Origin of the sequence: Flavobacterium sp. T12S277 (assembly GCF_048514875.1) — a bacterium.
Lineage (GTDB): Bacteria > Bacteroidota > Bacteroidia > Flavobacteriales > Flavobacteriaceae > Flavobacterium.
In genome coordinates this window covers 103,426-122,146 of record NZ_JBLYEG010000012.1, presented here as the reverse complement: position 1 = coordinate 122,146, position 18,721 = coordinate 103,426, and the positions used below count along the sequence as shown (strand labels likewise).

Genomic DNA, 18,721 nt, shown 5'->3' with positions numbered 1-18,721 from the left:
TCAGGATTTGAGATTATTTACTCAAATACATTTTTCTTCTTGAATACAATTCGTAGAACTGATCGTCTTTTAAGTCATCAATAAACAGGATGCTTTCTCCAGTCGATTTCATTTCAGGTCCTAATGCTTTGTTTACATTGTGGAACTTACTGAAAGAGAAGACCGGTTGTTTGATCGCATATCCTTTCAACTGTGGGTTAAAGTCAAAATCAGTTACCTTATTGTGTCCTAACATTACTTTTGTAGCATAGTTTACATAAGGTTCTCCGTATGCTTTTGCAATAAACGGCACCGTTCTGGAAGCTCTTGGGTTTGCTTCGATGATGTAAACTGTATCGTCTTTTATCGCAAACTGAATGTTGATCAAACCAACTGTTTTCAACGCTCTTGCTATTTTTTTCGTATGATCTTTGATCTGCTGCATTACGAACTCTCCTAAGTTAAAAGGAGGTAAAGTCGCATTACTGTCTCCAGAGTGAACTCCGCAAGGCTCGATATGCTCCATGATTCCGATAATGTATACATTTCCGTCAGCATCACAAATCGCATCCGCTTCAGCTTCGATTGCTCCGGCCAAATAGTGATCTAAAAGCAGTTTGTTTCCTGGAATCGTTTTCAACAAGTTGATTACGTGCTCTTCCAGCTCTTTCTTGTTGATTACAATTTTCATTCCCTGACCTCCTAATACATAAGAAGGGCGAATTAATAACGGGAAGTCTAAAGTATCTGCAAGTGCAGAAGCTTCGTCAGCTGTTTCTGCAATTCCGAATTCCGGGAAAGGAATGTGTAATTCTCTCAATAGATCAGAGAATCTTCCTCTGTCTTCCGCTAGATCAAGAGCATCAAAACTGGTTCCGATGATTTTTACTCCGTATTTAGATAATTTTTCAGCCAGTTTTAAAGCCGTCTGTCCACCTAACTGTACGATAACACCTTCCGGTTTTTCATGCTGAATGATGTCGTAAATATGTTCCCAGAAAACTGGTTCGAAGTATAATTTGTCAGCCGTATCAAAATCCGTCGAAACTGTTTCAGGATTACAGTTAATCATGATCGTTTCGTACCCGCATTCTTTCGCCGCTAAAACTCCGTGTACACAAGAATAATCAAACTCGATTCCCTGTCCAATTCTGTTTGGTCCGGAACCTAAAACGATGATTTTCTTTTTCTCTGTTACAACACTTTCGTTGTCTACATAACGCTCTCCGTTTGCTTTTTCGATTTCTGCCTCAAAAGTCGAGTAATAATAAGGTGTTTTTGCCTTAAACTCAGCTGCACAGGTATCTACCAGTTTAAACACACGGTTAATGTTTTTATCCATACGCAAAGTATGTACTTCGCTTTCCAGACAGTTCATCATGTGCGCGATTTGTCTGTCGGCAAAACCTTTTTGTTTGGCTTCCAGTAAAAGTTCTTTCGGAAGATCCGTTATCTTGTAATTTGAAATTTCTTTCTCTAAAGTATAAAGCTCTTCGTATTGTTTCAGGAACCACATATCGATTTTTGTGATTTCATGAATACGGCTCAACGGAATTCCCATTGCGATGGCATCATAAATTACGAAAACACGATCCCAACTTGCAAAAGTTAGTTTCTCGATAATTTGCTCGTAGTTTTTATATCCTTTTCCGTCAGCGCCTAAACCGTTTCTTTTAATTTCTAAAGACTGGGTGGCTTTGTGTAAGGCTTCCTGGAACGAACGTCCAATTCCCATTACCTCTCCAACAGATTTCATCTGAAGTCCCAAAGTTCTGTCGGCACCTTCAAATTTATCGAAGTTCCAACGTGGTATTTTTACAATTACATAATCTAAAGTTGGTTCAAAAAGAGCCGAAGTCGATTTTGTAATTTGATTTTGCAATTCGTCTAAGTTGTATCCTAAAGCTAGTTTAGAAGCAATTTTAGCAATTGGATATCCGGTTGCTTTTGATGCTAAAGCGGATGAACGGGACACACGAGGGTTAATCTCGATGGCTACGATATCTTCTTTTTCATCTGGTGAAACTGCAAACTGTACGTTACAGCCTCCTGCAAAATTTCCGATACTACGCATCATCAGGATTGCATAGTCACGTAATTTTTGGAATGTTGTATCTGATAATGTCATTGCCGGTGCTACTGTAATCGAGTCTCCGGTATGAATTCCCATTGGGTCCATATTTTCGATCGAACAGATGATGACAACGTTGTCGTTTTTATCTCTTAAAAGTTCCAGCTCATACTCTTTCCATCCCATTAAAGCTTTGTCAATCAAAACCTCATGTATTGGAGAAGCTTCAAGACCTCTTGTTAAAAGCTCATCAAAATCTTCTTTTTTGTAAACCACCGCAGCTCCTGTTCCTCCAAGTGTAAATGAAGGGCGAATTACCAACGGGAAACCAAATTCCTGAGCAATTTCTTTTCCTTCTAAATAAGAAGTAGCTGTTTTTGCAGGCGCAGTTGGTACATTTATTCTTTCCAGAAGTTGTTTGAACTGCTCTCTGTCTTCTGTAATATTAATTGCATTGACATCAACCCCAATCAATCTTACTCCGAAATCCTGCCAAATTCCTTTTTCTTCTGCTTCCAAACATAAATTCAGTGCAGTTTGTCCACCCATTGTAGGCAAAACAGCATCAATTTGTGGATGTTCTTTCAGAATTTCAATAATCGATTTTGTCGTTAATGGTTTCAAGTAAATGTGATCGGCCATACTTGGGTCGGTCATAATTGTCGCTGGATTCGAGTTTATCAAGATAACTTCAATCCCCTCTTCACGAATAGAACGTGCAGATTGAGAACCTGCATAATCAAATTCGCAAGCTTGACCAATAACAATAGGTCCTGACCCTATTATTAAAACTGATTTTATTGATGTGTCTTTAGGCATTTTAATTTGTATTGTGTAGTTATATAAAGTACTTTAAAAAACATTCGTAGTCTATTCTAAACTAGAACGTTGCAGATTTTTTACCGACAAGGTATAAAAAAAGGCGATACTAAAAAAGTAACGCCTTATTTATGTTTATAGAAACATTATTTCTTGTGTCTAGGTTCGCTAGAAACAGTTAATTTATGTCTTCCTTTAGCTCTTCTACGCGCCAGAACTTTTCTTCCATTCGCAGAAGCCATTCTGTCCATAAATCCGTGCTTATTTCTTCTTTTTCTTTTCGATGGTTGAAATGTTCTTTTGCTCATTGTTTTGTATCTTTAAAATGGTATCTAATATCTGTTTTTCTGTTTTGAATATCATTATTCCAAAACCGAGTGCAAATATACAAAGACTTTTTTTTCTGGCAAGTAGTTTTATAAAAATATTTTTAATTCCTTTTACTATCTTTGCAATCACAAATTTACAATAATTATGTTTCACAAAAATATTAAACTTATTTTGGCCGGACTTCTTGTAGTCGCAGGCATTTGGCAATTTACAGAGAGTAATATCGGTAATGGAATTTTCCTTATATTATTAACTGCAATTCCTATTTTCCTTTACTTTAAAAACGAATTTATTCTTTTAGCTTTCCTTAAATTAAGAAAACAAGACTTCGAAGGAGCTAAAAAATGGCTGGCATACATCAAAAACCCTGAAGCTGCATTAGTTAGAAAACAACAGGGATACTTTAATTACTTACACGGTATCATGTTATCTCAAACCAATATCAATCAGGCAGAGAAACATTTCAAAAAAGCAATCGAACTTGGATTATCAATGGACATGGATCTTGCCGTAGCAAAATTAAACCTTGCCGGAGTTGCAATGTCACGCAGAAGAAAACTGGAAGCGACTAATTTATTAAACGAAGCTAAAAAATTAGACAAACAAGGAATGCTGAAAGAGCAAATTTCAATGATGAAAGAACAAATGAAGAAAATCTAAGGTCTTCAAATTCCAATATTGGAAATTTCAAATTCCAAATCTCAAATCCCAAATTCCAAAAGAGTTTGGGATTTTTTTATTTTAGATCCGCTTTCTAATATTGCGCGTAAAGAAAATCCCAATACTATAAACCCCAAATTCCAAAAGATTTACGGAATTGCTGGTGTGATTCCTCCCTTTGGTCAGAATGACAATATTGTGCGTAAAGAAAATTCCAAATTCTGAAATTCCAATACTATAAATCCCAAATTCCAAAAGATTTACGGAATTGCTGGTGTGATTCCTCGTTCCTCGGAATGACAATATTGCGCGTAAAGGAAATTCCAATACTATAAACCCCAAATTCCAAAAGATTTACGGAATTGCTGGTGTGATTCCTCCCTTTGGTCGGAATGACAATATTGTGCGTAAAAACTTTGAAACCTGAAACCTGAAACTTGAAACCTGGAATTTGGAACTTGGAACTTGGAATTTAAAAAATTTGGAATTTTACTTTTCCAAGATGATCGAAGGCAGATTCTCGTTCAGCCATTTGTATTTATTAAGAATCATAATATGTGTCCCTCCTTTTACTACAATACAGCTGTTGATGTACTTGATAGGAAAAACATCGTCCTGATCTCCGTGAATATGGATCACATTGGGATCAATTTCGCTTCTGTTCCACAAAATAACCGATTCGACCGCCCATTGTAAATAATTAAGATCGCGGACTGCCAGGAACTTTTCATACAGCTTAATGCGCTTGTTTACTTTTTCGCCAAAAGAGTACTTCGCGAGATTTTCGATATTCAAAATTAATTTCATCGGAATGAGCTTGTAGGCTTTTGTTGTTTTTCCGATTTTCATTCTTCTTGGAAATTCGGCATTACTTCTAACACTCGAAATGACAATTACTTTTCGGGTTGGTATATGTTTGGCAATCTCCTGAACTAAAATTCCCCCAAAGGAAACCCCGATCAGAACCGGATTTTCGTGTTTAATATTTTTAGAGATTCGCAGCGCATAATCCGACAGCGCTTCTTTTGGCTGCGGAAGTTCCCATTCCAGTAAACACACCTCAAAAACAGACTCGTCTAAATTGATTCGTTCAAAAATAGCAGGACTCGCCGCGAGACCGGGCATAAAATATACAGGAATTTTACTCATTTGACAGAAAGAGAGTTAGGGTTACAGCTTTAATTTCAAGCTAAAATTACTTTTTTTAGCAATATCCACTGCAAATGTTGCACCATAATTTATTGCCTAAATCAAATAAAAGCAATAAACACGCGCAATTCAGAGTGAATACGCCCCTTAAAAAAATAATTCCATATTGAAAATCAAATGATTAACTTTGCATTCCTATTAACTGATATCGAAACATTTTTCCACAATGTTCTTTATAAAGTTACTCACGTTCTTTTTATTATTATTTTTTAATCCAATCCCCAAAACATGACTAATATGGAACCTATTGAAACTATGGAAATCAAAGACAACACTTTTGCTAGACAATTTGAAACCATAGTCCCTGAAGGATTACTTTCTGTGGAGTATTCATTTCAGGAAAAGAAAATTTTCTTAACCAAAATCAACACCCCTGAAGGTTTTGACAATCAGGCTACAATTGATGCTTTACTTAAAAGTATCATGGAAATTGTTATAGAAAAGAAATTCAGAATAATGCCTATCCATCCAAAAATTGTATTGTTTATTAAAAAAAATCCGGAATACAAAGAATTACTTCCTCCGGGAATCCGAATTTAAAAGTAGCCAATTAATCGGAGCCACAACCCTCCTATTACCATATAAATAAAAAGCATAACCAAACCGGTTATCAGGCCTTTGACCCACCAGCTTTTCAAATCGACATAACCGCTTCCGAAGAAAACTGGTGCCGGTCCGTGTCCGTAATGCGTTAAAGTCCCGTAAAGCGAACCTACAAATCCTAACATAAAAGCCAACAGCAGGCCGGGAATCCCAAGTGAAATTCCGACACCCAATAATGCCGCATACATTGCCGCTACGTGGGCTGTTGCACTTGCAAAAAGATAATGGCTAAAAAAGTACACCAATACTATAATAGGAAAAGCCATCTGCCAGCTTAAACCGCCAATTTCGGCTTTTACCAAATTGCTAAACCAGCCAATAAATCCGAGTTCATTGAGCGAACTTGCCATCATCACCAAAACGGAGAACCACACTATGGTATCCCAGGCTCCTTTTTCGGCTTTCACATCATCCCAGGTTAATACTGAAGTCAACAGTAAAATCACCAGCCCGATAAAAGCAGTCGTTGTTGCATCAATAGAAAACAGGTCGCCTGTCATCCAAAGAAATAAAAGAATAAAAAAGGTTAACAGCATCATCCATTCGTTGCGGGTAATTGCCCCCATATCTTTTAGTTTTTGAGCTGCAATTTGCGGAGCATCTCCGGTTTTTTTCAATTCGGGTGGATAAATTTTGTACAATACAAAAGGAATTACAAAAAATGCCACCAGACCCGGAACTATCGCTGCCGTCGCCCATGAAATCCAGCTAATTTTAATTCCCAGATTCAGCGCAAATTTCTGGCACATCGGATTACTTGCTGTTCCTGTTAAGAACATTGACGAAGCAATCAAATTGGCATTGTAACTGCTCAGGGTTAGATACGATCCTAATTTTCGGTGCGTTTCAGGCTGATCCGGCATTGAACCAAAACTCATCGACATGGATTTCATGATGGGATAAATAATTCCGCCCCCTCTTGCCGTATTACTCGGCACGGCCGGAGCCAGAACCAAATCGGCAAGACCCAGCCCGTAAGCCAGTCCCAGTGAACTTTTTCCGAATATCCTGATGAACAAAAAAGCAATTCGGTTTCCCAAACCGGTTTTTATAAATCCTCTTGCGATAAAAAACGAAATCCCAATGAGCCAAATTACCTTATCGCCAAACCCTTTCAGCGCGAGCGTAATCGATTTTCCTGCATCTCCAGGAGCCAGAACCTGTGTAAAAGCGGTTAACGCAATCGCAATCATACACATAGTCCCCATAGGAGCTGCTTTTAAAATGATTCCAAGAATGGTTGCCACAAAAATCGCAAACAAATGCCAGGCTTCATTAACCACACCATCCGGCGCAGGAATAAACCAAATGGCAAGTCCGGCTGCAAGTGTTATCAGGGTTTGAGGTATTTGTACTTCTTTCATAAAAAAGGAATTAAGTTAGATTATAAACGGAGTTGTAACTGAATCAGGAATAGATTGTCGTTGTAAAATGAGGTATCGGGAATATTTTTATCGAAATGATCTATTTCAAATCCTAATTCTATTCGTCCCGTATATGCTTTTCCGAATTCAAGGCTTAACATTGGTGTATAGGTTTGACGAACGTTAGAATTGACTTTGTAATTATTATCAAACGACTCAAAACGACAGGACAATTCCAGCGAAGTCAGTTTTTTGTAATCAACCAGATATCTTAAATTGGGTAAAAAGTAAATCCCTCTCATTTGATAATCATCCACATTTGGGGTTCGGGTATCTGCTGGTAATGAAAAATATAAATTGTGATTGGTTCCCTGTTTGTATTCTATTTGCAAATCAAAAGTAAACCGGTCAGTAAGCTTAAAATCACTGGTGACATCAATCCCTAAAGCAAAAACTTTCTGATCTGATCTTTTTCCAATTCCACCATTTAAACCCAGATTAATTTTATGCTCTTTAGACAAACCGAAAACCCATCTGGTTGCGTACAATTTGCCGTTATCATTGTCCTTTTCCTGATTTTTTCCGTTACCATTTAAAACCGATATCGCATAATTTACAGGGATTTTCCCGAGATCAAATGCCCCGCTTGCCGAAGCTCCAATTTGAAAACTCGTCCAGCCGTTTTTACCAAACTCATAATACTGATTGGAAAAATCAAATGATTTGATAATGTCTACAGGAACCAGCTCTTCTATACCGAATGCCGGACGAAACTTACCTCCTGTTAACGCCAAATATTTGCTAAATGTATATTTTCCGTAAGCATTTTCAAGAACTTTCGATTTCGGATCTGATTTAAAGTCGGCTAAATTCACCAAAATCACAACCTCTGTGGCTTCGCTCAGTTTGGTATTCAACCCGACACGCATTCTTTTAATATCAAACGAGCTTTGTGTTACATCGCCAGTGGAATGATGAACTCCCAAAACATCAACATTTTTACCCGTACTTTCCAAATAGCGCGCTTGAAAAAGTCCTTTGAACTGAAATTGCGGATACTTCACCTCATTTTCAGCGGGAGCAGTTTGCGCCTTCATAAAAAATGGCACTATACAAAAAAGAACAATTTTTAGGAGTAGCGATTTATTCATAAATACTGTAAATCAAAAATTAATCTAACATTCACCATTTAACCTTGCCTTCTATTAGGACTCGACCCTCGATTTGTAGACGGCGGTGTCGCATTTCTGGTACCAGCCGGTCGGGTCGCAGGACGTGTTGTAGGCTGCGTTGGCCGTGTTACTGGTCGGGTAGTTGGATTTGTTGGCCGATTGGAAGGCTGCGCAGGTCTCACCGCCGGACGTGTTGACGGGTTCGTTGGCGTTACCGGACGTGTTGTTGGCCTTGTAGTTCCGGGTCTGCTTGTTTCCGGTCTTGTTGTACCTGGTCTTGTTGACGGATCAACCGGACGGTTTCCGGGTCTTGTTGTTCCTGGACGGGTTGACGGATTAGTCGGACGTGTTCCCGGGCGCATTGTAGACGGTCGGGTTGGTCTTGTATTGGTCACCGGAGCCGGTCTTCTGTACTCTCGTCCGTTATAAGTTGCATTGTAGCGGCCACTGGTTCTGTAATTTCGAACTACTGCCGATGAATTTCTTCTTGATGCATACGTATTATAATACCTCTGATTTCTTAATCTCTCCGTTCTTCGATAATAAGGTTCTCTGTAATAATGCCCATGATATCCCCAATAATCGTGATAATAAACAGGACGCCACGGACGCCAGTAAGAAGGGTAATACCCCCAATACCAAGGAGATCGGTACACTACATATACCGGAGAAAACAAATACAGCACTACCGGCCATACACTTACATTTGCAGTTACATAGTTCGGATTAGCAGCTGTTGTATTGTAATTGTTTGTGGTGTTATTATTTACAATTACGGTACCACCTCCATTATACCCTGGATTTGGTGTTCCTCCTACTGTATCTGAAGGTTCTATTATATAGTTTTTACCATACAAATCCTGATCTCCAATAATCTGAACATGTACATTGTTCTTTTTGTCTTTATCTACTTCGATAACCGCTACATCCTGCTTTTCCTTACTGTTTATAGCAACCTGAAGTACAATCACATGTCTGTTCCCTTTCTTTTGACTTTCGATTTCAATGTAATCGATCTCTCCGTCATTGTTTAAATCTAAATTATTAACCTTACTGTCCTGTTCGTTCAGCACTCTTTCAAATTCCTCTAAAGTTTTGGATTTCTGAAAGACATCTAAAACCGCATATAAATTAAGATTATCACCTGGCAAACCTAAAGCAACAGGTTCGTTATCAGTTTGAGAAAACAGAGGCAAGCTAAAGAAATGAGCTGCCAAAACTACCAAAAATATAAAACTCTTTTTCATGTTAAAAATAAGTTAATTTGGAAATACATTTACTAAGGTATGAAAAAACAGACAAACTCCAATACGGCGCAATAACTTTCTGTTACACAAGTATAAAATACTAAAAAAAATTAAATGCACTTTGCTTTTTAAATACCTCAACAGCACTAATGTAAGACTAATATTCTTAACTTTGTTACAATCGGTCTCTGATTGCCTCCCAATTCTTTGTGTCATCTTACAAAAACTGTCGTACGATTTGTCCAATAACTGAAACAAAAATTGCAATGAAAAAACATCTACTTCCTTTTCTTTTTCTTCTTTCCTTCCAATTTGCGCACAGTCAGATCGCCGTTTCTTCTACTCTGGAAGAAGCCATTCAAAAGGCTATCGAAAAAAGTGCTTCCTTAAAAAACAAAGATTTAGATATCGAAAAATTAAATCTTCAGGAAAAAGGAGTCTGGAACAAGTACATCCCAACAATCGAGGCCAGTGCGCTTTACTCCTATTTTGACAACAAACTTACCGTTGACCTTCCTACGACTACAATACCTGTTGTAAACTATCCTTTGTTTGATGGAAAAACTGCTTTTAAAAACTACGGCAACATTTTTAACGGAAGTGTAATGGCAAAAACCGTTTTGTTTAGCGGCATGCAAATCCCTAACGGAGCGAAAGCAATTGAAGAAAAAACGAAAGGAACTGTGTTTTTAAAAGAATCTGAAAAAGACGAAATCACAAAAGAGGTTATCAACACTTTTGATCAGCTGGAATTATTAAAAGCAATAGACCAATTAATCAAAGACAGCGAGAACCGACTTGATACGGAAACCAAACGGGTTACAAAAGCAATCGAACAAGGACTTGCGATTCCGTATGACCGGGATAAGATAAAATTGGCGGCACTGGAACTGGCTTCCAAAAAGATTGAACTGGATGGCAAACGAAAGCTGATTTACAAAAAAATTCAATATTTAACCGGTTACTCCATTGCCGATATCGACAATGTTCATTATACCTTAACGCCTTATTTAATTACGGATGAAAAATTAAGTACCCAAAACAAACAGGAAATAAAAGCACTGGAATCATTTAAGTCAGCTTATGAATATTTATTAAAGAAGGAAAAAGGAACTTACTTACCTACCCTTGGGGCTTTTGGAGGGGTTTCTTACTCGAGTTTATTCAATGCCAACGCCACGACACCCATTGTTACCGGAATCAACCAGGCCTTGTATTTGGGACTCAATGAGCTAACCATAAGTCAGAATTGGGTTGTGGGAGCCGCCATGAAGTGGGAAGTTTTTTCAGGTTTTGAACGAAAACACAAAGTACACGAGGCTAAGATTAATATTGAACAGGTACAAAACCAAATTGACGATGCCAAAGAAAAACTTGAATTGCTACTCGAAAAGAATCTGGTCGATTATACCGTTTTAACCCAAAAAATAGACATCACGCAACAACAGGAAAAAGTAGCCAGCAATAATTTAACGCTTGCCATTAAGCAATACAAAGAAGGTCTTATCAACATCTCGGAACGGCTTGAAGCAGAGAACGACTCTTATAAAGCATCTGTAAACAAGACCACTACTTTAATAGAACAAAGGCTTGCTGCTATTGAAACTATAATTGCAACGGGCGATTTGTCTAAAAAACTATCCAAATAAAAGTTCTGTTTTATGAAAAAAGCAATCATTAGCACCACAATCATTTTCCTTTTTTTGGCCTGTCAGAAAGCAAAAAAAGGAGATTTAATTCAGGGGAAAATAGAAAAAGAGCAAATTGCCGTTGTGAGTAAAATTCCGGGCAAGATTCTGAAAATATTTGTCAAAGAAGGAGATCAGGTTCAGAAAGGAGACACGCTGGCGATACTGGATATTCCTGAAGTAGATGCCAAAAAAAATCAGGCCGAAGGAGCCGTCGTATCTGCGAAAGCCCAATATAAAATGGCCGTAAAGGGTGCTACTGAAAATCAGATTAAACAACTGGAAGCCAAAAAAATGGGCTTAAAAGAACAATATGAGTTTGCTCAGAAATCGATCCGACGACTGACCAATATGCTTAAGGATTCTCTGATCTCACAACAAACTTATGATGAAACTTTTGCCAAGTATCAGGGCGCACAGGCACAATACAATGCTGTGATTGCCGAACTGGACGATGCTAAAAAAGGAGCGCGAATCGAACAGCAAACGATGGCACTCGGACAACAAGACCGAGCGCTTGGAGCCTTGCAGGAAGTAGAAACCGCCAACAAGGAGCGCTATATACTTGCCCCGCAAAACATGAGTATCGAGACGATTACTTTAAACCTTGGCGAACTGGCCTTGCCTGGCTACACCCTATTTAATGGCTACATCTCCAACAGCACTTATTTTCGTTTTACAATTCCCGAAAAACAATTGGGCGATTTTAAAAAAGGACAAGAAATCACCGTTCACGTTCCCTATAAAAAAGAAAACATCAAAGGAATCGTCTCGACTATAAAACAATTGGGAGCTTATGGCAATATCGCCACGGCCTATCCTGATTATGAAATGCAGGAAAGCTTGTTTGAAATAAAAATAACACCTTCCAACATTGAGCAAACAAAAGATCTCATTACCAAAACGACCGTCACCTTATCTCTTTAACTATGCAAAATTTCTTTTCATTGCTTAAACGGGAATTTCAGTTATTCTGGAAAAATAATGTCCTGAGAATCCTTTTTATTGGCGCACCAATCCTGTATGGCGTTTTACTGGGCTATGTTTACGGAAAAGGCAAGGTTACTGATTTACCTATTATTGTGGTCGATCAGGACCGCTCTGAGTTAAGCTCAAAAGCAATCCAGATGTTTGAGGATAATGAAGTGATTTCTATTTCCTCCCTTTTATACGATCAGAACAACCTTTCTAAAATTGCCATTCAAAAAGAAGCCGCCTGCGTGGTTATTATTCCAAAGGATTTCGAAAAAATGACCCTCACCAAAAAGTATCCTGAAATCACCACCATCGTAAACACTTCCAATGTTTTGACCGCTAATTATGCCTCCACAGCGATACAAATTTGTTTGGGAACTTTAAAAGCCGGTATTCAGATTGAAACTTTAAGAAAACAAGGTGTACCCGAAAATTTACTTGCTTCGCAATACGAGCCCTTCAAAACTACTTTTATTAAAAAATACAATCGAAGTACGAACTATATGTATTTTCTCTGGCCCGGAGTTTTAGCCACCGTGCTTCAACAGGTTTTACTGTTAGGGCTGGCATTATCATTTGCATCAGAATTTGAAAACGGAACTTTTAAGGATCTGGTCAAAAAATGCCCTTCTGTTTTAAAAATGTTAGCTGTAAAAATCATTCCGTACCTGATCATGAGCTTTGGAATCTGGATCATCTACTGGCTCTTCACGTTGTGGTTCCGACTGCCATTTTATGAAAATCTGGCCCCGCTGACTTTCATCGCCGGAATATTTGTGCTCTCCGTCTCTTTTATCGGAATTCTTGTGAGCATCGTAGTGCCGAATCAACTGAAAGCAACCGAAATTTTAATGGTCATTGCCACGCCAAGCTTTATCCTGAGTGGTTTCACCTGGCCCTTAAGTCAGATGCCTCAGGCGGTACAAGCCATTGCCAATGTAATTCCACTCACCCACTTTTTGAAAGCGTTCAGAATATTAATTATTGAAGATGGCACGTATTCGCAAACCACAACAGCGGTCTGGAATATGATTATTATTGGGTTGATCTGTTCTGTTCTTGCCTATATTGCCTTGTACTTTAAAAAGAGAGCCGTTCTTAAAAAAGAAATTTAATTCGTTAACTCACGACCATAAAAAAAGCACAAGAATTGAATTTCTTGTGCTTTTTAAGGTATAATTTATTTCGTTTTCTCTCCGAAGTGCAGCTATTGTTTCTAGGATTTACACACCATCAAGTATTTTATGAAAATATCTTATTTTTCTATTTCACGCATAGAATCCATTTTTTTGTGCGCCAGGAAACCTGCCACATCTTCAAAATGTTCTTTTACGCGTTTGTTCCCAAATTCGAAAACTTTAGTCGCCAATCCGTCAAGGAAATCACGGTCGTGAGAAACCAGAATTAAAGTTCCGTCGAAATCTCTCAGGGCATCTTTAATAATATCTTTGGTTTTCATGTCCAGGTGATTCGAAGGCTCATCCAGAATCAATAAGTTAACAGGCTCCAACAACAATTTAATCATGGCCAGACGTGTTTTTTCTCCACCTGAAAGTACTTTTACTTTTTTGGTAATATCATCACCCTGGAACATAAAGGCTCCCAAAATGTTTTTGATCTGCGTACGAATATCCCCCACAGCAATAGCATCAATCGTTTCGAAAATAGTAGCGTTTTCATCCAACAATGAAGCCTGATTTTGTGCAAAATATCCAATTTGTGCATTATGACCTACTTCAACACTTCCTGAATCAACACCGATTTCTTTCATGATCGCTTTAATCATGGTCGATTTTCCTTCTCCATTTTTTCCAACAAAAGCCACTTTCTGACCACGTTCGATTACGATATTAGCATCTTTAAAAACAACATGATCCCCATACGTTTTAGACATTTCTTTTACAATAACAGGATATTGACCTGAACGTGCAGCTGGTGGGAATTTTAAACGTAATGCCGAGGTATCTACTTCATCAACCTGAACAATCTCTAATTTCTCTAACATTTTAACACGAGACTGAACCGCATCCGTTTTCGAAAAAGTTCCTTTAAAACGATCAATGAACGCTCTGTTGTCTGCGATCATTTTTTGCTGCTCATCGTAAGCTTTTTGCTGATGTATACGACGGTCTTTTCTAAGTTCTAAATAATGAGAGTATTTTGCTTTATAGTCATAAATTCTTCCCATAGTCACTTCGATAGTTCTGTTTGTGATGTTATCAACAAACGCTCTATCGTGCGAAATTACCACAACTGCTTTTGCAGAAGTCACTAAAAACTCTTCGAGCCACTGAATACTTTCGATATCCATGTGGTTGGTTGGCTCATCCAGCAAAATCAAATCCGGTTTTTGAAGAAGAATTTTGGCCAATTCGATACGCATTCTCCATCCTCCTGAAAATTCAGAAGTCTGACGTGTAAAATCTTCGCGCTCAAAACCTAAACCTATCAAAATTTTCTCTACTTCAGCTTCGTAGTTTACTTCTTCAATAGCATAATATTTCTCGCTTAAATCTGAAACTCTTTCGATCAGTTTCATATAAGCATCACTTTCATAATCAGTACGAACGGTTAATTGCTCATTGATTTCATCGATTTCAGCTTTCATTCTAAAAATCTCGCCAAAAGCCTTAGAAGCTTCTTCCATTACAGTAGAACCGTCTTTAGTCAGTAAATGTTGCGGCAAATAAGCTACAACAGCATCTTTTGGAGTTGAGATACTTCCGGTAGAAGGTTTACTTTGTCCCGCAATTATTTTTAAAAGTGTCGATTTTCCCGCACCATTTTTACCCATAAGGGCAATTTTATCATTTTCATTGATAGCAAAAGAAACATCGCTAAATAATGTAGTTCCACCAAACTGAACTGAAATATCGTTAACTGTAATCATTATCTTCTGTGAATTTGTTTAATCGGTTAATCGTTTATTTGACCACCCATTTTTTTCGTGGTGCAAAGATAGATTAATTAGATAATTAGGCAATTAGATAATTAGAAAATGTGGCAATCTGATAATTAGAAAATGAGATAATTAGTCAATTAGATAATTTTTGAAATGCAAATTTTATCTTTAAAAAACGAGAGCCGCTATTTGCGTAAGCAAATAACGGCTCTTCAAATTATCTCATTATCTAATTGCCTAATTATCTAATTTAATCCTTTCTCCATTTTTTAGTTTCCTCAAAAATGTGCTCTAAGATTGCGGCTTCTGTTGCATCGAAGTCGATGTTTCGGCGTCCCATTACTAATTTTGCGGTTTCAAAAGCTTTTTTAGTGACATAGGTTGTAAAACCGGCCGCTCCGCCCCATGAAAAACTCGGAACAAAATTGCGCGGAAAACCACTTCCGAAGATATTAGCACTCACCCCTACTACTGTTCCGGTATTGAACATGGTATTGATTCCGCATTTACTATGATCTCCCATCATTAAACCACAAAACTGAAGTCCTGTTTTAGCAAACCCTTCTGTCTCATAGCTCCATAATTTCACTTCTTCGTAATTGTTTTTCAGGTTCGAATTATTACTGTCTGCTCCAATATTACACCATTCTCCCAAAACAGAATCTCCTAAGAAACCATCATGTCCTTTGTTTGAATTAGCAAAAAGCACCGAGTTCTTAACTTCCCCTCCAATTCTTGATCCCGGTCCTACTGTTGTAGCTCCGTAAACTTTGGCATTTAGTTTTACCTGTGCATTTTCACACAAAGCAAAAGGACCACGAATTACAGTTCCCTCCATAATTTCAGCATTCTTACCGATATAGATAGGCCCGTTTGAAGCATTCAGCGTTACAAACTCTAATTTCGCTCCTTCTTCAAGAAATATATTTTCGGGTGCAATCACATTGACGCTTTTCGGAATTGGCTGTGATTTTCGGTCTTCAGTCAAATACTGAAAATCTTCGCGAATTGCAGCATCATTTTTAGAAAAGATATCCCAGGTATGTTCTACGGTCAGACAATCTTCATTGTATTGGATGATTTCATAAGAATCGAAATCAACTTCTTCCTGATTTTCATTGGTGAAAAAAGCGATTACATCTTCTCCCTTAAAAATAGCCTGATTTGTAGTCAGGTTAGAAACCATTTCAGCAAGCGTATCATTTGGCAAATACGCCGCATTAATCATTACATTTTCTTCCAATTCTACCATTGGGAATTTTTCTGATAAATAATCTTCGGTAATGGTAGTAATTGTCGAACCTAAACGTGCTTCCCATTTCTGGCGAATCGTCATAATTCCAATTAATATATCGGCAACAGGTCTTGTAAAAGTAAAAGGTAATAAAGCATTCCGGACGGGACCGTCAAAAAGAATGTAATTCATAAATAATTAAATTTGATACTTGTTAAAATCTTGATTTGGTTATCGGGTTCAAAGTTACAATTATTTTATTTGTGTCATTTGTACTGTAACAGATATAGCACATTTTTTTTAACCGCTAAATGCGCTGAGGTTTTACGCAAAGTTCGCAAAGCTTTGTAAATAGAAACCTTAATGGCTTTACGTAAAACTTTGTACTTGTCTTTATTAAATAAAAAAAGCCTCCCGAATGGAAGGCTTTTGTATGATATAAAACAGCTATTATTTTTTAGCGTGTTTTGCATATTTAGTTTTGAATTTATCAATACGTCCTGCAGTATCGATAAGTTTAGATTTACCAGTATAAAATGGGTGAGATGTTCTAGAAATCTCCATTTTTACAACTGGATACTCAACTCCGTCAACTTCAATTGTTTCTTTTGTATCTGCAGTAGATTTAGTGATAAAAACTTCGTCATTTGACATGTCTTTAAATGCAACTAATCTGTAATTTTCTGGGTGAATTCCTTTTTTCATCTTTTTATTTTATTTATTGTTTAGAGCAATTTTATTTTGAAGCTTTTCCATGGTTAGAAAAAGGTGTAAACAACTCTACTCTTTTTTGTTTAAAACTTTTAATTATTTTTAAGTGTGCAAATTTACAACTTTTTTCGAATTAACAAATCTTTTAATCAATAATTTTAACGGCCTTGTGATTTGTATTAATTTTTTTAATATATATCTAGTGTGTATTGGGAATTACTATATTTGTGGATTAATTTTAAAACATATAAAAATATGATTAATGAAGTTATAAAAAAGAATGGAATTACTTACGGTGTAATGATTGGAATTGCATCTGCATTATTTACTGCTACAATATATGCAATCGATTTAAATCTGTTCACTGCCTGGTGGATGGGCATTATCGGCATCGTAATCAGTCTGACAATCAGTATTATTTTACTTTCTAAAACTAAGAAAGAATTAAAAGGAGTTTTTTCGTTCAAGGAGGCTTTTACAACTTACTTTTTGGCAGCTGTAATTGGCGTTTTAATTTCTACCTTATTTAATATTGTTTTATTTAATGTTATTGATCCGGGTGCGAAAGACACTCTGAATGAAATCATGATCAAATACACGGCAAACATGATGCAGAAATTTGGAGCTCCTGCTTCGTCTATCAATGAAGCCATTAACAAAATGAAAGAAAGCAGCCCTTACTCGACTTTCGAATTATTAAAAGGATCTGTTTTTGCAATCGTTATCAGTGCCATTTTTGGATTAATTTTCGCAGCATTTTTTAAAAGCAAAACTACACAAGAATAAAAAAAATAAATGAATTTATCTATACTTATACCGCTTCTAAATGAGGAGGAATCACTACAAGAACTCTATTCGTGGATTATTAAAGTGATGCAATCTAACAATTACTCTTATGAAATCATTTTTGTAGATGATGGAAGTACAGATGATTCTTGGAATATTATTGAAGGTTTTTCTAACGATAATCCGAATGTAAAAGGAATTCGTTTCATGAAAAACTTTGGAAAATCGCAGGCTTTGCATGCAGGTTTTGCCAAAGCGCAGGGTGATGTTATCATTACCATGGATGCAGATTTACAAGATAGCCCGGACGAAATTCCGGGTTTATATGAAATGATTACAGCGCAGAAATTTGATTTGGTTTCAGGCTGGAAGAAAAAACGTTACGACTCGGTTGTGGCAAAAAACCTTCCTTCGAAATTATTCAACTGGGCCGCCAGAAAAACTTCGGGTGTTGAACTGAACGATTTCAACTGCGGACTAAAAGCTTACAAAAATGCCGTTGTTAAAAACATTGAAGTTTCGGGCGAAATGCACCGTTACATTCCGGTTTTGGCAAAAAATGCCGGTTTTAATAAAATTGGCGAAAAAGTGGTTATTCACCAGGCCCGTAAATATGGCGAAACTAAATTTGGAATGGAGCGTTTTATAAACGGTTTCCTTGATTTAATCACCATCTGGTTCTTATCCCGATTCGGAAAAAGACCCATGCACTTGTTTGGCGCCATTGGATCTTTGATGTTTATTATTGGATTTTTACTGGCAGGTTATATCGGAATCTCCAAATTATACCATATGTATAACGGAATGAAATACAGCCTGATCACCAGTAACCCGTGGTTTTTTATTGCACTGACCACGATGATCCTGGGAACACAATTGTTTCTGGCCGGTTTTCTGGGCGAAATTATCCTGAGAACCAAAAGCAACGAAGCCCGTTATAAAGTAGCCCGAGAGGTTAATTTCTAACACAA

16 protein-coding genes are annotated in these 18,721 nt (G+C 37.3%); 7 read left to right on the top strand and 9 right to left on the bottom strand.

What is annotated here, in order from left to right; all coding sequences use genetic code 11:
* Positions 1-13: 13 nt before the first annotated feature.
* Positions 14-2,869 carry a carbamoyl-phosphate synthase large subunit gene (carB, locus tag ACN1CN_RS16985; RefSeq protein WP_264525142.1) on the bottom strand — a complete coding sequence of 952 codons (2,856 nt, stop codon included), beginning with the start codon at positions 2,867-2,869 and terminating at the stop codon, positions 14-16.
* A gap of 146 nt (positions 2,870-3,015) precedes the next feature.
* Entirely contained in the window at positions 3,016-3,177 is a 162-nt protein-coding gene (gene rpmH, locus ACN1CN_RS16980) for a 50S ribosomal protein L34 (RefSeq protein ID WP_008464848.1), read from the bottom strand.
* A 166-nt stretch (positions 3,178-3,343) separates the two neighbouring features.
* On the opposite strand from rpmH, the gene ACN1CN_RS16975 reads away from it, so the two are divergent.
* A complete protein-coding gene (locus tag ACN1CN_RS16975) occupies positions 3,344-3,859 on the top strand; it encodes a hypothetical protein (RefSeq protein WP_068845085.1) in 516 nt (171 codons plus the stop codon).
* 489 nt (positions 3,860-4,348) lie between these two features.
* On the opposite strand, the gene ACN1CN_RS16970 is transcribed toward ACN1CN_RS16975, so the two are convergent.
* Positions 4,349-5,008 carry an alpha/beta hydrolase gene (locus tag ACN1CN_RS16970; protein ID WP_419136481.1) on the bottom strand — a complete coding sequence of 220 codons (660 nt, stop codon included), beginning with the start codon at positions 5,006-5,008 and terminating at the stop codon, positions 4,349-4,351.
* Positions 5,009-5,296: 288 nt separating this feature from the next.
* On the opposite strand from ACN1CN_RS16970, the gene ACN1CN_RS16965 reads away from it, so the two are divergent.
* Positions 5,297-5,608 carry a GNAT family N-acetyltransferase gene (locus tag ACN1CN_RS16965; RefSeq protein ID WP_291287562.1) on the top strand — a complete coding sequence of 104 codons (312 nt, stop codon included), beginning with the start codon at positions 5,297-5,299 and terminating at the stop codon, positions 5,606-5,608.
* On the opposite strand, the gene ACN1CN_RS16960 is transcribed toward ACN1CN_RS16965, so the two are convergent.
* From ACN1CN_RS16960 to ACN1CN_RS16950, 3 genes are all read right to left on the bottom strand, one after another.
* On the bottom strand, positions 5,605-7,035 hold the full coding sequence (locus ACN1CN_RS16960; protein ID WP_264525144.1) for an anion permease: 1,431 nt from the start codon (positions 7,033-7,035) through the stop codon (positions 5,605-5,607). The genes ACN1CN_RS16965 and ACN1CN_RS16960 overlap by 4 nt on opposite strands.
* Positions 7,036-7,055: 20 nt before the next feature.
* Positions 7,056-8,132 carry a porin gene (locus tag ACN1CN_RS16955; protein ID WP_419136480.1) on the bottom strand — a complete coding sequence of 359 codons (1,077 nt, stop codon included), beginning with the start codon at positions 8,130-8,132 and terminating at the stop codon, positions 7,056-7,058.
* Positions 8,133-8,224: 92 nt separating this feature from the next.
* Complete coding sequence (locus tag ACN1CN_RS16950) at positions 8,225-9,454, bottom strand: hypothetical protein (protein WP_419136479.1); 1,230 nt, start codon at positions 9,452-9,454, stop codon at positions 8,225-8,227.
* 266 nt (positions 9,455-9,720) lie between these two features.
* Here ACN1CN_RS16950 and ACN1CN_RS16945 point away from each other — a divergent pair, with 266 nt between their 5' ends.
* From ACN1CN_RS16945 to ACN1CN_RS16935, 3 genes are read left to right on the top strand one after another with little or no spacing between them, the layout of a single operon-like run.
* The gene (locus ACN1CN_RS16945) at positions 9,721-11,103 is read left to right on the top strand and encodes a TolC family protein (RefSeq protein WP_419136478.1); all 1,383 of its coding nucleotides are present in this window, start codon (positions 9,721-9,723) and stop codon (positions 11,101-11,103) included.
* A 12-nt stretch (positions 11,104-11,115) separates the two neighbouring features.
* Positions 11,116-12,069, top strand: a complete 954-nt coding sequence (locus ACN1CN_RS16940) for an HlyD family secretion protein (protein WP_419136477.1) — start codon at positions 11,116-11,118, stop codon at positions 12,067-12,069.
* Between the two features lie 2 nt (positions 12,070-12,071).
* Positions 12,072-13,232, top strand: coding sequence for an ABC transporter permease (locus tag ACN1CN_RS16935; RefSeq protein WP_419136476.1), 1,161 nt, complete (start codon positions 12,072-12,074; stop codon positions 13,230-13,232).
* Positions 13,233-13,372: 140 nt separating this feature from the next.
* Here ACN1CN_RS16935 and ACN1CN_RS16930 read toward each other — a convergent pair whose 3' ends face one another.
* The 3 genes from ACN1CN_RS16930 to ACN1CN_RS16920 all read right to left on the bottom strand — a co-directional run bounded on the left by ACN1CN_RS16930 (position 13,373) and on the right by ACN1CN_RS16920 (position 16,958).
* Positions 13,373-15,007 carry an ABC-F family ATP-binding cassette domain-containing protein gene (locus ACN1CN_RS16930; RefSeq protein WP_291287556.1) on the bottom strand — a complete coding sequence of 545 codons (1,635 nt, stop codon included), beginning with the start codon at positions 15,005-15,007 and terminating at the stop codon, positions 13,373-13,375.
* Between the two features lie 262 nt (positions 15,008-15,269).
* Positions 15,270-16,445 carry a GlmU family protein gene (locus ACN1CN_RS16925; RefSeq protein WP_419136475.1) on the bottom strand — a complete coding sequence of 392 codons (1,176 nt, stop codon included), beginning with the start codon at positions 16,443-16,445 and terminating at the stop codon, positions 15,270-15,272.
* Positions 16,446-16,703: 258 nt separating this feature from the next.
* Positions 16,704-16,958, bottom strand: a complete 255-nt coding sequence (locus ACN1CN_RS16920) for a type B 50S ribosomal protein L31 (RefSeq protein WP_008464817.1) — start codon at positions 16,956-16,958, stop codon at positions 16,704-16,706.
* A 261-nt stretch (positions 16,959-17,219) separates the two neighbouring features.
* Between ACN1CN_RS16920 and ACN1CN_RS16915 the strand changes: the two genes are divergently transcribed.
* Positions 17,220-17,750 (top strand): DUF4199 domain-containing protein, encoded by a 531-nt coding sequence (locus ACN1CN_RS16915; protein WP_419136474.1) that lies wholly within the window; start codon positions 17,220-17,222, stop codon positions 17,748-17,750.
* A 9-nt stretch (positions 17,751-17,759) separates the two neighbouring features.
* A complete protein-coding gene (locus ACN1CN_RS16910) occupies positions 17,760-18,716 on the top strand; it encodes a glycosyltransferase family 2 protein (RefSeq protein WP_419136473.1) in 957 nt (318 codons plus the stop codon).
* Positions 18,717-18,721 lie beyond the last annotated feature (5 nt).